Origin of the sequence: Pseudoxanthomonas suwonensis J47 (assembly GCF_000513955.1) — a bacterium.
GTDB lineage: Bacteria > Pseudomonadota > Gammaproteobacteria > Xanthomonadales > Xanthomonadaceae > Pseudoxanthomonas > Pseudoxanthomonas suwonensis_C.
Genome location: NZ_AZUZ01000006.1, coordinates 60,290 through 73,784, shown reverse-complemented (window position 1 = coordinate 73,784; position 13,495 = coordinate 60,290). Strand labels below are relative to the sequence as shown.

Below are 13,495 nucleotides of genomic sequence, written 5' to 3'. Positions count from 1 at the left end.
GCGCCTCAGTCGAGGAACTGCAGCCGCGCCAGTTCCGCGTACAGGCCGCCCTGGGCCAGCAGCTGCCCGTGGGTGCCTTCGGCGACGATCCGACCCTGGTCCATCACCACGATGCGGTCGGCGCGCAGCACCGTCGCCAGGCGGTGCGCCACGACGAGGGTGGTGCGCCCGCGCATCAGGTTCTCCAGGGCGTGCTGCACGGCGCGCTCGCTCTGCGCGTCCAGCGCGCTGGTGGCCTCGTCCAGCAGCAGCACCGGCGCGTCCTTGAGCAGGGCGCGGGCGATCGCCACGCGCTGCTGCTGGCCGCCGGACAGGCGCGTGCCGCGCTCGCCCAGTTCGCTGTGGTAGCCCTGCGGCAGCGCCTCGATGAAACCGTCGGCCTCGGCGGCGCGGGCGGCGGCACGCACCTCCTCGTCGCTGGCGTCGAGGCGGCCGTAGCGGATGTTGTCCATCGCGCTGGTGGCGAACAGCACCGGGTGCTGCGGCACCAGCGCCACCTGGCTGCGCAGCTGCGCCGGGTCGGTGTCGCGCAGGTCGATGCCGTCGATGCGCACGCTGCCGGACTGCGGATCGTGGAAACGCAGCAGCAGCGACAGCACCGTGCTCTTGCCGGCGCCGGAAGGCCCCACGAGGGCCACCGTCTCGCCGGGGCGCACGTGCAGGTCGAAGCCGTTGAGTGCCGGCGCCTCGGGACGCTCCGGGTAATGGAACAGCACCTGCTCGAAGCGGATTTCGCCGCGCAGCGGCACCGGCAGCGCCACCGGCGAGGCCGGCGCGGCCACCTGCGGCTGTTCCTGCAGCAGCTCGGAGATGCGGCCCATGCCGCCGGCGGCGCGCTGCAGCTCGTTCCAGACCTCGGCTAGGGCGCCGACCGAGCCGCCGCCGATCAGCGCGTACAGCACGAACTGGCCCAGGGTGCCGGCGCTCATCGTGCCTTCGATCACGTCGTGGGCGCCGGACCACAGCACCAGCACGATCGCGCCGAACACCAGCACGATGGCCGCGGCGGTCACCGCCGCCTGCGCGCCGATGCGGCGCCGCGCGGTGGCCACGGCCACCTGCAGCGCCGAACTGAAGCGGCCGCGCTCGTAGGGTTCGCGGGCATAGGCCTGCACCGTGCGCACCGCGCCGAGGGTCTCGGCGGCCAGGGCGTGGGCGTCGGCGACGCGGTCCTGGCTGGCGCGCGAGGCCTTCTCCAGGCGCCGCGCGCCCAGCACGATCGGCAGCACCGACAGCGGGATGCCGACCAGCGAGTAGGCCGCCAGGTGCGGGCTGGTCACGAACAGCATCACCAGCGAGCCGATCACGGTGACGGTGCTGCGCAGGGCCACCGACATGGTCGTGCCGATCACGCTGCGCAGCAGCTCGCTGTCGGCGGACAGGCGCGAGACCAGTTCGCCGCTGCGGCTGCGGTCGTGGAAGGCCGGATCCAGGCCGATCAGGTGCGCGTACAGGCGCTCGCGCAGGTCGGCCACGACCTTCTCGCCCAGCAGCGACACGAAGAAGAAGCGCGCGGCGGTGGCCACTGCCAGCACCACCGCGACCACGAACAGCAGGCCGAAGGCGCGGTTGATCTGGCTGCCGCCGCCGAAGCCGTGGTCGATCATGTAACGCACCGCCACCGGCAGGCTCAGCGTGGCGGTGGAGGACACCGCCAGTGCGACCAGCCAGGCACCGAACAGGCCCAGGTGCTGGCGCACGAACGGCCACAGCGTGCCCAGGCTGCCGATGCGGCGCAGGCGGCTTTCCTTCTGTTCCGACATCAGCCGGCCTCCGTGGTGGTTTCGCCGACCGTGAAGCGCACGCGGTCGCGGGTGGCATCGCGCAGGCGCGCCTGCAGCGCCGGCGCTTCGGTCGCCGGGAGGCGCAGGCTCAGGTGCGCGCCGTCGGCCTCGAAGCGTTCGCCGGTTTTCTCCGCCGCGTGCGCGTGCAGGGCGCTGTGCACCGTGCCGAGCTCCTCGAAGGGGCAGGCCAGTTCAAGGGCGACCATCGCCACCAGCGGCTGGCGCTCGGCCAGGCGCAGGCATTCGGCCGCCGCGCCGCCGTAGGCGCGGACCAGGCCGCCGGCGCCGAGCTTGATCCCGCCGAACCAGCGGGTGACCACCACGACCACGCGGTCGTAGCCCTGGCCGTCGATCGCGGCGAGGATCGGGCGGCCGGCGGTGCCGGCCGGTTCGCCGTCGTCGCTGGAACGGTAGTCCTGGCCGATCCGCCAGGCCCAGCAGTTGTGGGTCGCGTCCGGATCGGACACCTGGGCGATGAAATCCAGCGCCGCGACCGCCGAGCTGACGGCAGTGGCCTGGGCGAGGAAGCGGCTGTGCCGTACTTCGAGGAGGTGGCGGGCCGGGGCGGCGAGGGTATCGGTCATCTGCCGACATTGTAGCCGGCGGCTCCGGAAGACCCGGTGCGCAACCTGGTGCGCATGCCGGCGTCAGTCGAGCAGCGCCCTCAGGTCCTCCGGGATGGCGATGTCGGGATGGGCGCGCACGAAGCGCTGCAGGCTGGCCTTCGCCAGTGCGTCGTTGCCGTCGTCGCGATGTTCGCGGATGCGCGGCAGCCACCGGTCGGCCGGTAGCGTGGCGTCGGCCTCCAGCGTGGCGACGTCGGCGGCGGACAGCCCCGGTTCCCGGGCGAAGGCGGTCGCCTGGCGCGCGGCCTGCGCCTCGCGCACCTTGCTGGCGGGCGGCAGCTGTGCCGCGGGTGCGGCCATCGCGCCGGCATCGGCCGCCGGTGCCGGCGGCGGGGGCGGCGGCGGGGAGGGTTCCTGGTAGAGATCGGCCGCGGCAGGCGCCGGCGCGGCCGCAGGGGCAGGGGCAGGGGCAGGGGCAGGGGCAGGGGCGGCCTGTGCCGCCTGGCGCGCCGCTTTCTCCGCCCGTTCCGAAGCGCGCTGGCGCGCGGCGGCGGTCGCGGCCCGGTGGGCCTGTTCGCGCGCCGCGGCAGCGGCGGCCTCGGCTTCGGCCTGACGCGCGGCCTCTTCCTGGCGCTGCGCGGCGCGCTCGCTGGCGGCGGCCACCGCGGCACGGCGTTCGGCATCGGCTTCTTCGCTGGCGACGGGCGCCTCGGTGGGGGGCGGAGTGTCCGCCGGCATGGGCAGGGAACGCAGCGCCGTGACCGTGGCATCGCCGCCGGCGGCTTCCGCGGCCGCGTCGGCTTCCGCCGCCGGCGCGGGCGCGGCGGCGGGCCGTGGCGGCTCGCGCAGCTGCCAGGCCACGCCCACCGCCAGGGTCACCGTGGCGGCCAGGCCCACCGCCACCGGCCAGCGTCGCAGCGGACGCCGCGAATGCCGTTGCGTGCCGCCCGCGGGCGTGGGGGCGGGCGCGGGTTGGCGCAGCGCGTCGCGCGCCGCGGCCAGGATGCGCGCGTCCAGCAGCTCCGACGGGGCTTCGCCCGGTTCGGAGTCCGCCAGCAGGCGCGCCAGGGCGCGCTCTTCCGGATCCAGGGGTTCGTGTCGGCCGTTCATGGGTTCAACCTCGCGCGCAGCTTGTCCAGCGCGTAGCGCAGCCGCGACTTGACCGTTTCCCGGCCGCTCCCCGTGATCCGGCCGATCTCTTCCAGGCTCAGTTCCTGCTGCAGGCGCAGCAGCACGGCTTCTCGCTGCTCGTCCGGCAGCTCGTCCAGCGCCTGCTGCAGCCGCTCGCGCTCCTCGTCGCGGCCGGCCAGGCCCTCCGGATCGTCGGGATCGGCAAGGGCGGCGGTGCGCAGGTCGGCGTCCAGCGGCACCGGCGGCCGATGCCGCTGCGCGCGCCAATGATCGTTCAGGCGGTTATGGGCAATCCGGTACAACCAGGTGGCGAAGGCAGCCTCGGGCTTCCAGCCGCTGCGCGCGGCGATCACCCGCTGCCATACGTCCTGGTAGATCTCCTCGGCCAGCGGCCGGTCGCGCAGCTGGCCAAGCAGGAAGCGGAACAGCGGATCGCGGTGGCGCCGGTACAGCGCCTCGAACGCGGCCGCGTCGCCGCCGGCCCAGGCCAGCATCAGGACTTCGTCTTCGGCGGCGGCTGGCTGCTCCATGGCGACCAGACTACGGGACGCGGCGCGGGGCGCAAGCGCCGGCGCATGCCCGCGGCGTCGCCGCGATGGGTGGGGCAGGGGAAGGCGGGCCTGTTCCATGCGGGGACAAACGCGCAGGAAGGCGCGACGGGGTCCACCGCGCGCAAGTTGCCGCTGGAACGTTATGCTGGGGGCCGGGGTTCCCGGACCGGACCTGAATGAGCCAGGCCAGCACAGCCGAAGACGCGCCGGGAACGGTGCTGCAGGCGTATCCGATCGCGCGCGCGCCGCTGTTGCGCGCGCTCGCGGTGCTGCACGCGCAGTTGCCGGACGACGCCGAGGTCGTGCTGGGCTGGTCCGACGCCGTGCTCGGCACCCACGTGCTGACCGAACCGCCGGCGCTGGCCGGGGCCACCCAGCGGATGGAACTGGCGCTAGCCGGGGTCTCGCCGCTGGAGGCCGGGCCGGACACGCTGGCACTGTCGTGGAGCGACGAGGAAGACGCGCGCCTGTGCCTGCTGGCCAAGCTGCCGGCGGCGATGGAGCGTTCCAGGTCCACCGCATGGATGGCCAGCGCCCGCGCCCTGCTGGATTCGGCGATGGACTCGGCCCGCGCGCGGGCGCGGATGGAACGCCTGGAGACCTCGCGCCGCCTGCAGCAGGCGCTGTTCGAGATCGCCGAGCTGGCCAGCGCCGAGGTCGAGATGGGCGAGATGCTCAAGCGCCTGCACGACATCATCGGCTCGCTGATGTACGCGCCCAACTGCTACATCGTCACCTACGACGAGGAGCGCGAGTCGGTCCGCTTCATCTATTTCGCCGACGGGGTCGACGACTACCAGCCCGACCCGGAGCAGGAGTGGACCGAACGCGAGATGCCCAACAGCCTCACCTTCGCCCTGCTGCGCCACGGCAACGCGCTGCGCGGACCGTCCACCCTGATCCGGCGCACCCTGCAGATCCAGTACAGCGAGGCGCAGGGCCCGGACAGCCAGGACTGGCTGGGCGTGCCGATGAAGCGCGGCGACAAGGTCTGCGGCGCGATCGTGGTGCAGAGCTACGACCGCCCGGCCAGCTATACCGACGAGGACCGCGCCCTGCTGGGCTACGTCGCCCAGCACGTGCTGACCACGCTGGACCGGCGCCAGGCCCAGGCCGAGCTGGAGCGGCGCGTGCGCGAGCGCACGATCGAGCTGCAGTACGCCAACCGCGAGCTGCAGGACGAGGTGGTCGAGCGCCAGCGCGCCGAGCGCCTGCAGCACGCGCTGTTCCGCATCACCGAGATGGCGATGAGCTCGGACTCGCTGGACCAGTACTACGCCAAGGTCCACGCCGCGGTCGACGAGCTGATCTACGCGCGCAACTTCTACATCGCGCTGTTCACCGAGGACCAGCAGTCGATCGAGTTCGAGTACTCGGTCGACGAGAACGGCGACCATCGCCCGACCCGCCGGCTCAGCAATGGCTTGACCGAATACGTGCTGCGCAAGCGCGAGGCGCTGCTGGCCGACCGCGACAGCATCGACCGCCTGGTCGCCGCCGGCGAGGTCCACGAGTACGGGATCCGTGCCTACAGCTGGCTGGGCGTGCCGCTGCACCGCGACGGCGAGGTCGTCGGCGTGATCGTGGTGCAGAGCTACACCCCGGGGATCCGCTTCACCACCGACGACCAGCGCCTGCTCGCGTTCGTCGCCCACAACATCAGCAACGGCCTGGCCCGGCAGCGCGCCCAGGAACGCCTGCGCGCCGCCCACGCCGAGCTGGAGCGCCGCGTGATCGAGCGCACCAAGGAGCTGGAGAAGGCCAACGAGCAGCTGGTCGCGCAGATCGCCGAGCGCGTCCGCGCCGAACAGCGGCTCACCCACCAGGCCCTGCACGACGCGCTGACCGGCCTGCCGAACCGCGCCTGCCTGCTGGACTGCATGGCCAGCGCGATCGGCCGCGCGCGCCACGGCGACGGCATGCCGTTCGCGGTGCTGTTCCTGGACCTGGACCGGTTCAAGCTGGTCAACGACTCCATCGGCCACGCCGCCGGCGACGAGCTGCTGGTCGGGGTGGCCAAGCGGATCGTTTCGGCGATGCGCGCCGACGACGTGGTCGCGCGCCTCGGCGGCGACGAGTTCGCGATCCTGGTCAGCTGCCCGGACGGCGGCGACAGCGTGCGCGACCTGGCGCCGCGGCTGCTGGCCCTGATCGGCCGCCCGCTGTGGGTGGCCGGGCGCGAGCTGTTCCCCTCGGCGAGCATGGGCATCGCCCTGTGGCACCCGCGCTACGAGTCCGGCGAGGAACTGCTGCGCGACGCCGACGCTGCGATGTACCGCGCCAAGAACGAGGGCCGCGACTGCTACGCGATCTTCGACGAGGCGATGCGCGAGCAGGCGGTGCGCAGCCTGGACCTGGAGGCGGACCTGCGCCGGGCGATCAAGAACCGCGACTTCCTGCCGTACTACCAGCCGATCGTGCGCCTGGAGGACGGCGTGGTGGTCGGCCACGAGGCGCTGCTGCGCTGGCAGCACGAGCGCCGTGGCCTGCTGCCACCGGCCGAATTCATCGCCCTGGGCGAGGAGAGCGGGCTGATCGAGCAGGTCGACTGGCAGCTGTACGAGCAGGTGATCAGCGAACTGGCCCGCGACGGTTCCGGCTATGTCTCGGTGAACGTCTCGCCGCGGCATTTCCGCTCGCCGGACTTCGCCGACCGCCTGCTCGGCCTGCTGCACGCGGTCGACGCCGACCCGGCGCGGCTGCGGGTGGAGATCACCGAGGTCGCGCTGCTCGACGACGCGCCGCGCACCCTGCGCATCCTCAACACCCTGCGCGAGCACGGCGTGCTGGCCCTGCTGGACGACTTCGGCACCGGTTTCTCGGCGCTGTCCTACCTGCACCGCTTCCCGATCTCTGGCCTGAAGATCGACCGCAGCTTCGTCGCGGGCCTGGACGCCGATGGCGGCCGCCAGGAGAGCCTGGCCCTGGTCCGCGCGATCCTGGCCCTGGCCGGCACCCTCGGCATCGAGACGGTGGGCGAAGGCGTGGAAACCGCCGCCCAGCGCGACATCCTCGCCGAGCTGGGCTGCCGCTGCGGGCAGGGCTTCCTGCTCGGCCGGCCCTCGCCGCGCCGCCAGGGCTGAGCCGCCGGAGCGGCCCTTCGGGCCCGCGGTTCGGGCGCCGTTGCCCGCGGGCGTCTAGAATGCGCACATGCAGCACGACGCCGTCACCCAGCCCACGCCCCCCGCCTCGATCGGCCCCTGGCCGCGCCGTTCCACCCGCAAGGTCATGGTCGGCGGCATCGCCGTCGGTGGCGGCGCGCCGGTGGTGGTGCAGTCGATGACCAATACCGACACCGCGGACGTGGCGTCCTCGGTGAAGCAGGTGGCCGAGCTGTGGCGCGCCGGTTCGGAGCTGGTGCGCCTGACCGTGAACACGCCGGAGGCGGCGGCGGCGATCCCGCGGATCCGCGAGAAGCTGCTGATGATGGGCGTCGACGTGCCCCTGATCGGCGACTTCCACTACAACGGCCACCAGCTGCTGGCCGCCGAGCCGGCCTGCGCCGAGGCCCTGGCCAAGTACCGGATCAACCCCGGCAACGTCGGCTTCGGCAAGAAGAAGGACACCCAGTTCGCCTCGATCATCGAGAAGGCGATCGAGTACGGCAAGCCGGTGCGGATCGGCGCCAACTGGGGCTCGCTGGACCAGGCCCTGGCCGCGCGGCTGATGGACGAGAACAGCCAGCGCGCCGAGCCCTGGGACGCCGGGCGGGTGCTGCGCGAGGCGCTGATCCGCTCGGCGCTGGATTCGGCCGACCGCGCGGTGGAACTGGGCCTGCCCGCCGACCGCATCGTGCTCAGCTGCAAGGTCAGCGGCGTGCAGGAACTGATCGCGGTGTACCGCGACCTGGCCTCGCGCAGCGACTACGCCCTGCACCTGGGCCTGACCGAAGCCGGCATCGGCAGCAAGGGCATCGTCGCCTCCAGCGCGGCGCTGGCGGTGCTGCTGCAGGAAGGCATCGGCGACACCATCCGCATCTCGCTGACCCCGGAACCGGGCCAGCCGCGCACCGCCGAGGTGGTGGTGGCGCAGGAACTGCTGCAGACCACCGGCCAGCGCGCCTTCACCCCGATGGTCACCGCCTGCCCGGGTTGCGGCCGCACCACCAGCACCTTCTTCCAGGAGCTGGCCAAGACCGTGCAGGAGCACGTGCGGGCGAAGATGCCGGAATGGCGCATCTCGCACCCGGGCGCGGAGAACCTGTCGCTGGCGGTGATGGGCTGCGTGGTCAACGGCCCGGGCGAATCGCGCCACGCCAACATCGGCATTTCCCTGCCGGGCACCGGCGAGGCGCCCTCGGCACCGGTGTTCGTCGACGGCGAGAAGAAGGTCACGCTCAAGGGCGAGAACATCGCCGCCGAGTTCGTGGCCCTGATCGACGAGTACGTCGACACGCGCTATGCACGGAAGGCCGGCTGAGCCGCAGGCCCGGTCGGTCCTTGCCGCGCTGCGCGGCCGCTGGCGCCGGCTGGCGCTGCTGTTCGTCGGCCTGCTGCTGCCGCTGTGGCTGTTCGCCGAGCTGGCCGACGAGATCCATGAAATGGAGGCGCTGGTCTTCGACGACGCGCTGCTGCTGCGCGTGCACGCATGGACCTCGCCGCTGCTGGACCGGGTGTTCGTCTGGTTCAGCCTGGCCGGCTATCGCTACGGCGTGGTGCCGCTGGACATCGCCATCGCCCTGGGCCTGCTGCTGGCGCGGCGCTGGCGCGAGGCGGCGTTCGCCAGCGTGTCCTTCATCGGTTCGGCGCTGCTGAACCTGGGCACCAAGCAGTTCTTCCAGCGCGAGCGTCCCTCGCTGTGGGATTCGATCGCGCCGGAAACCACCTTCAGTTTCCCCAGCGGCCACGCCATGGGTTCGGCGACGCTGGCCGCGGTCGTGGTGCTGCTGGCCTGGCACACGCGCTGGCGCTGGCCGGTGCTGCTGCTGGCGGCGCTGTTCACCGGCATGGTCGGGGTGTCGCGCATGTACCTGGGCGTGCATTACCCGTCCGACGTGCTCGGCGGCTGGGCCGCCGGCCTGGCCTGGGCCTCCGGGGTCTACCTGGTGCTGTTCCGCGCGCGCCGGCCGTGGCGGCGGCGCCACTAGCGCCACCGCTGGATGGGCGCCGTGCCCGATGCGTTGCACCGGGCGCGGCTTCTGATACCTAGCGGCCGAAGCGGTCGAGCAGCTTGTCGGCCGCCCTGTCGAGCAGGGCCGGGGCCTTGCCGCCGGAAAGCGCGGAGGAACCGCCCGAACTCGCGCCGACGTTGGTGAAGGCGACCGGGAAATCGCGGACCTTGCGGATGCGGCCCTGGCCCAGGTCCTCGAACTGCACGAAGGTGGCATTGAGGTCGAAGGCGTCGCCCGGCGTCTGCCCCCGCGCCATGGTGCGCCGCGCGGCGATGGTCACCGTGCGCGTGCCGCCAGGCATGATCACCGCCGAGGTGTCGGCCCGGCTGCTGCTGGCCACCGGGATGCCCTTGACCGTGCCGTAGCGCGAGTCCAGCTCCAGGTGCGTTTCGTACCGGTAGCCGTGGCTGTCGGTCGCCATCCAGGAGCCGAACTGGTAGTTGAGGACCAGCGGCGTGGTGCCGGTGTTGCGCAGGGTGATCGTCGCGGTGACGGTGGCCCGCGAATGCCGGCTGTCGAAGCCGACGCGGAGGGCGTCCAGGCGCGCTTCGAGGGCGTCGTGCTTCCAGCGGGCGCCGGCGTGCTGGTCGGTGGCCGCGCACTTCGACTGCAGCGCCTGCAGTTCCTGGCGCAGGCGTTCGTTCTCCTGCTTCAGCTGGGCCGCGGTCTGCGCGTGCGCGGGAAGGGTGGCGGCCAGCGCCAGGAACAGCAGGCCGCGACGGGCGGTCTTGGAATTCATCGTGGTTCTCCGGTTCGTGGAAGGGCGCGCACGTGGATTCAGGCCGCGACCAGCAGCACGAAGGTGACGACCGCCCAGGCGACGACGCCGGCCAGTGCGCCGAGCACGGTCAGCAGCAGCTGCCTGACCGCGCCGCCGCCGTTGCCCTTGAGGAACAGGACGAGCGCGCCGATCGCGCCGGTGAAGATCCCGGCGAGCAGGGAGAAGATGCCGATCACCGGGACGAGCGAGCCGGCGAGGAGGATCCCGGTCAGCACCTTGAACGTGGTGGAAATCCCGCGCGTATCGCGCTCGGCGGCCTCGCGGCGCGCGCGGCGCAGGGCGAGTTCGTGGGCGACGAGGGCCTCGCCGTCCTGCGGCGGGCGCTCCTGGCTGGCGACCTGGTTCACGGCGCACCTCCGAACAGCGCGGCGGCGCACGCGGCGGCGTCGTAGCACTCCTCGTCCTTCTTCGCCGCCTGCGCCGACACGCTGCCGTCGGGCCCGTACTCCACCAGCACCCGCTTGGCCTTGTCGGTGACCTGCACGCGGGTGACCAGCGCCTCGACCCGCTGGTTGTTGAGGTCGGCGGACTGGGCGAAGAAGTACACCTTCAGCCGCGGCTTGTTCCCGTAGTTGCCGCGCATGGCCTCGATCTGGCGGGCGAGCGCTTCCTCGGGCACCGGCACGAAGGCCAGCTGCGCGTAGTTGGCCCAGCCCAGGGTGTAGGCGCTGTTGTCGTAGAAGTAGCGGTGGCGCGAATCGCTGAACTCGCCGACGGGGAAACCCTTGCGGGCGAAGTCGTACGGCCCCAGGTCGGCGTCGGACACTTCCATCCAGCCGTAGGGATTGGCCTGGGCGGCGGCGATCTGCGCCTCCAGCTGCGGCGTGATCGCCTGCAGCAGGTCGTTCCGGCGGAAGCTGTCGCTGGTGCGGCGGTACTCCTGGGAGTACGCCTCGGCGAGCTTGGCGAAGTCCGGCGGCAGCTTCGACGCGGCGACGTAATGGAACATCACCTGGTTGCCGCTCTTGAGCTCCGGGTAGGCCGACAGCGGGCGCGAGGCATCCGGCTGCGGCAGCGCGGGCCTGGCCGCGGCGGCGGTGGCCGGCGCTCCCGCTTGCTCCGGCTGTTCGCCGGGCGTGGCGTCCGCGGCACCGGCCGCGGGCTTGCCTTCCCGCTTTCCGCAGGCGACCAGGGCCAGCGCGGCCAGCAGGGCGAGGGACAGCTGTTTCGTCTTCATGGTTCCTCCTTGGGTGAAGCGGTCGGTTGGGGCTCAGGGGCGGTGGACAGGGAAGGCGCGTTTCAGGCCGGCGAACGCGATGAACAGCGCCGCCAGCAGGCAGGCCCAGGCGCCTGTGCCGATGCAGGGCAGGGCGGCCAGCGGGTCCGCGACCTGCTGGCCGGGATCCGTACCCGGGACATCGCCCATGGCACGGGTCGCGCGGGCGGTGGCGCCGAAGATGTCGAAGAGGGGTTTGAGCGTGGCCAGCAGCGGCAGCAGCAGGGCCAGCCAGGCGGCGCGGCTGCGCCAGGCCAGCGGCAGCGCGAACGAGAGCATCGCCAGCACCGGCAGGTACGCACCGGACACGGGTACGCCAGGTGCCGGCGAGGCTCCGGCCAGTCCAAACAGGGTGAAGCTGCGGACGCCTGCTCCGGATGCGGCAGCGACCGAAACGAAGGGCAGCAGCAGCGCGGACAGGGCGAACAGCGCATAGGCGGCCAGCAGCCGTGCGTCTGGGCCGCGTGCCACGGCCGGCGTCGGGACGCCGCCGGCATCGGGCGTGGATCGGCCGAGGGCATCCGCCAGCGTCCTGGCCAGTTGCCTGGCACGCTCCCGGACCCGCACGTGGCCCGGCACCAGGGCCACCGACTGCAGCGCGTCGCCGGCCAGGGTCAGCTCGACGACCTGGTTCACCGCGGGGGCGATCCCGCTGTGCCACTGCCGGATCGCGAACGGGAACTGGCGGTTGCCGGCGGCGATCAGGCCGCGTCCGTCGCGATCGCTGTAGTGGATGATCCTGCCCCGCATGCCGGGTCCCCCGTTCCGTGGCGCCGTGTGCTGGCGTCTGGTCGGAGAAGCTGCGGCGGGCAGGGCAAACCTGTCCCCACGACTCGCAAACCAAATTCAAACGGATTGCAATTCGTTGATTTGCAAAGGGTGCTGCGCCCCGGATGCGGCTCTGCGAATGCGGGCGGCGTCCGGCCACCGGCCCGGCTACGGCGCGAGCGCGCGCCACCGGACCCAGGCAGGGCCGGATTCGATGGGGGGTGCAGCGCGATTGCCGACGACCGGAAGCCGGGTCATCCGGGGAGGCTCACCGGTCCGGGCCGGAGCTTCCGGGGTCGGGCACGGCCGTCCACGGACCGGCATGCGCGTCGAGGTGGGCCATCAGCAGGCTGGCGATACGTGCGTGGTCGGCGAGCGATGGATGGAAGTGGCAGCCGCCCATGTCCAGGCCGTCGACCTCGACGAAGCCGATCCGCGTCTCGCCCGAATCGCGCAGCTCCGCGACGGCAGCCTGGGCCGCCGCGCTGATCCGGCCCTCGTGCAGCGCGGTGGCCCACACCAGCAGGTAGGCGTGCGGATGCCGCGCGCGCAACGCACGCAGGAAGCCGGCGTAGCGGGCGATGAAGTCCGCACGCAGGGCTTCCGCGTCGGGCCAGCGTTCGCCCGGGTGCAGCGGCGTGGAGAAGTCGTTGGTGCCCAGCGCGACCACGATCGCCTGCGGATCCCAGTCGTCGTCCGCGACCGCGTCGCCGTCCAGCAGCACGTAGGGCCAGGCCTGCGGCAGCGTGCGGCCCGCCCCGCCAGCGTAGTTGCGCACCACGCCGCGGCCGGAGATCGCGCTGATCCGGTAGTCGGCGCCGTAGTGGCGGGCCAGCAGCGGGCCGAAGGCGCGGGTGTTGTCGGTGCGTTGCCAGACTTCCGCCTCGCTGCAGTCGCGCGTAGCGGAGAGGTTGCCGTAGCCGACGGTGTGCGAGTCGCCGACGAACTCGATCCTCGCTTCGCGCCGGGGCAGGGACGGGGCGCGGCTGCCCGGCGGCAGCAGGAAGCCGTCGAAGCGCTTCGGCCCGGCCTGGTGTTCGGTCGCGATATCGATGCGTACGGTATGCGGTGCATCGGCCAGTCCGTCCACGCGGTACACGCCGGGCGCGGGGCTGGCCAGCGTGGCCACGGGTTCCCCGTCGACGCGCACGTGCAGGATCACTTCGCCCGGCCCGATCGCGAAGGCGATCGCCTGGCCATGGAACGCGGTTTCGAAATAGAGACCGGGCCACTGGTACACATACCCGGCGCCGTCGCGCAGCACGCGACTGCCGGTGTGCACAGGCGCCGCAGCCTCCGTAGCCCGGGCAAGAGCTGCACACCCGGAATCCGTGCATGTCGAAAGGACAGCCGCGGATGCGGCCTCTGGCCTTGTCCGGGCAACCGGTCCGGACTGCGGCGAATCAACCCGTGCCGGTGCGGCGGGGGCCGCCGCGATACCAAGCAGCAGCGCGAGGAGGAGGGGCTTCATGCGGGCAGGGCGTGGCCGGTGACCGCCGCATCATCCTGCATCGGCGGCGCCCGTGTCTGCGTGGTGCGGGAGCCGGAAAAGACAAAGGCCCGGGCAATGCCCGGGCCTTCTGGTATT

General features: G+C 72.5%; 12 protein-coding genes. 3 read left to right on the top strand and 9 right to left on the bottom strand.

The window, feature by feature from the left end; all coding sequences use genetic code 11:
• Positions 1-5: 5 nt before the first annotated feature.
• From M503_RS0101685 to M503_RS0101670, 4 genes are all read right to left on the bottom strand, one after another.
• A complete protein-coding gene (locus tag M503_RS0101685; RefSeq protein ID WP_028919511.1) occupies positions 6-1,763 on the bottom strand; it encodes an ABC transporter transmembrane domain-containing protein in 1,758 nt (585 codons plus the stop codon).
• Positions 1,763-2,368: an IMPACT family protein gene (locus M503_RS0101680; protein ID WP_028919510.1), complete on the bottom strand. Its 606-nt coding sequence runs from the start codon at positions 2,366-2,368 to the stop codon at positions 1,763-1,765. Before M503_RS0101680 ends, M503_RS0101685 begins: the two co-directional genes overlap by 1 nt.
• 63 nt (positions 2,369-2,431) lie before the next feature.
• On the bottom strand, positions 2,432-3,460 hold the full coding sequence (locus tag M503_RS0101675; RefSeq protein ID WP_028919509.1) for a hypothetical protein: 1,029 nt from the start codon (positions 3,458-3,460) through the stop codon (positions 2,432-2,434).
• Positions 3,457-4,011: an RNA polymerase sigma factor gene (locus M503_RS0101670; protein WP_028919508.1), complete on the bottom strand. Its 555-nt coding sequence runs from the start codon at positions 4,009-4,011 to the stop codon at positions 3,457-3,459. Before M503_RS0101670 ends, M503_RS0101675 begins: the two co-directional genes overlap by 4 nt.
• A gap of 197 nt (positions 4,012-4,208) precedes the next feature.
• Between M503_RS0101670 and M503_RS15430 the strand changes: the two genes are divergently transcribed.
• The 3 genes from M503_RS15430 to M503_RS15425 all read left to right on the top strand — a co-directional run bounded on the left by M503_RS15430 (position 4,209) and on the right by M503_RS15425 (position 9,118).
• Complete coding sequence (locus tag M503_RS15430; RefSeq protein WP_037060165.1) at positions 4,209-7,115, top strand: bifunctional diguanylate cyclase/phosphodiesterase; 2,907 nt, start codon at positions 4,209-4,211, stop codon at positions 7,113-7,115.
• Between the two features lie 67 nt (positions 7,116-7,182).
• Positions 7,183-8,451, top strand: a complete 1,269-nt coding sequence (gene ispG, locus M503_RS0101660) for a flavodoxin-dependent (E)-4-hydroxy-3-methylbut-2-enyl-diphosphate synthase (protein ID WP_028919507.1) — start codon at positions 7,183-7,185, stop codon at positions 8,449-8,451.
• A complete protein-coding gene (locus tag M503_RS15425; protein WP_037060163.1) occupies positions 8,432-9,118 on the top strand; it encodes a phosphatase PAP2 family protein in 687 nt (228 codons plus the stop codon). The genes ispG and M503_RS15425 overlap by 20 nt, the downstream gene beginning before the upstream one ends.
• Before the next feature lie 58 nt (positions 9,119-9,176).
• On the opposite strand, the gene M503_RS0101650 is transcribed toward M503_RS15425, so the two are convergent.
• From M503_RS0101650 to M503_RS15415, 5 genes are all read right to left on the bottom strand, one after another.
• Positions 9,177-9,881, bottom strand: a complete 705-nt coding sequence (locus M503_RS0101650; protein WP_028919506.1) for a hypothetical protein — start codon at positions 9,879-9,881, stop codon at positions 9,177-9,179.
• 38 nt (positions 9,882-9,919) lie between these two features.
• Positions 9,920-10,270 (bottom strand): hypothetical protein, encoded by a 351-nt coding sequence (locus M503_RS17260; protein WP_028919505.1) that lies wholly within the window; start codon positions 10,268-10,270, stop codon positions 9,920-9,922.
• Complete coding sequence (locus tag M503_RS15420) at positions 10,267-11,100, bottom strand: hypothetical protein (RefSeq protein ID WP_037060160.1); 834 nt, start codon at positions 11,098-11,100, stop codon at positions 10,267-10,269. The genes M503_RS17260 and M503_RS15420 overlap by 4 nt, the downstream gene beginning before the upstream one ends.
• Positions 11,101-11,133: 33 nt before the next feature.
• The gene (locus M503_RS0101635; protein WP_028919504.1) at positions 11,134-11,889 is read right to left on the bottom strand and encodes a hypothetical protein; all 756 of its coding nucleotides are present in this window, start codon (positions 11,887-11,889) and stop codon (positions 11,134-11,136) included.
• A gap of 286 nt (positions 11,890-12,175) precedes the next feature.
• A complete protein-coding gene (locus tag M503_RS15415) occupies positions 12,176-13,189 on the bottom strand; it encodes an SGNH/GDSL hydrolase family protein (RefSeq protein ID WP_051414107.1) in 1,014 nt (337 codons plus the stop codon).
• Between the last annotated feature and the right edge of the window lie 306 nt (positions 13,190-13,495).

Bases quoted from the DNA above. Each gene is read 5' to 3' on its own strand.
- M503_RS0101685 (WP_028919511.1), bottom strand. From the start codon at position 1,763: ATGTCGGAACAGAAGGAAAGCCGCCTGCGCCGCATCGGCAGCCTGGGC.
- M503_RS0101680 (WP_028919510.1), bottom strand. From the start codon at position 2,368: ATGACCGATACCCTCGCCGCCCCGGCCCGCCACCTCCTCGAAGTACGG.
- M503_RS0101675 (WP_028919509.1), bottom strand. From the start codon at position 3,460: ATGAACGGCCGACACGAACCCCTGGATCCGGAAGAGCGCGCCCTGGCG.
- M503_RS0101670 (WP_028919508.1), bottom strand. From the start codon at position 4,011: ATGGAGCAGCCAGCCGCCGCCGAAGACGAAGTCCTGATGCTGGCCTGG.
- M503_RS15430 (WP_037060165.1), top strand. From the start codon at position 4,209: ATGAGCCAGGCCAGCACAGCCGAAGACGCGCCGGGAACGGTGCTGCAG.
- ispG (WP_028919507.1), top strand. From the start codon at position 7,183: ATGCAGCACGACGCCGTCACCCAGCCCACGCCCCCCGCCTCGATCGGC.
- M503_RS15425 (WP_037060163.1), top strand. From the start codon at position 8,432: ATGCACGGAAGGCCGGCTGAGCCGCAGGCCCGGTCGGTCCTTGCCGCG.
- M503_RS0101650 (WP_028919506.1), bottom strand. From the start codon at position 9,881: ATGAATTCCAAGACCGCCCGTCGCGGCCTGCTGTTCCTGGCGCTGGCC.
- M503_RS15420 (WP_037060160.1), bottom strand. From the start codon at position 11,100: ATGAAGACGAAACAGCTGTCCCTCGCCCTGCTGGCCGCGCTGGCCCTG.
- M503_RS0101635 (WP_028919504.1), bottom strand. From the start codon at position 11,889: ATGCGGGGCAGGATCATCCACTACAGCGATCGCGACGGACGCGGCCTG.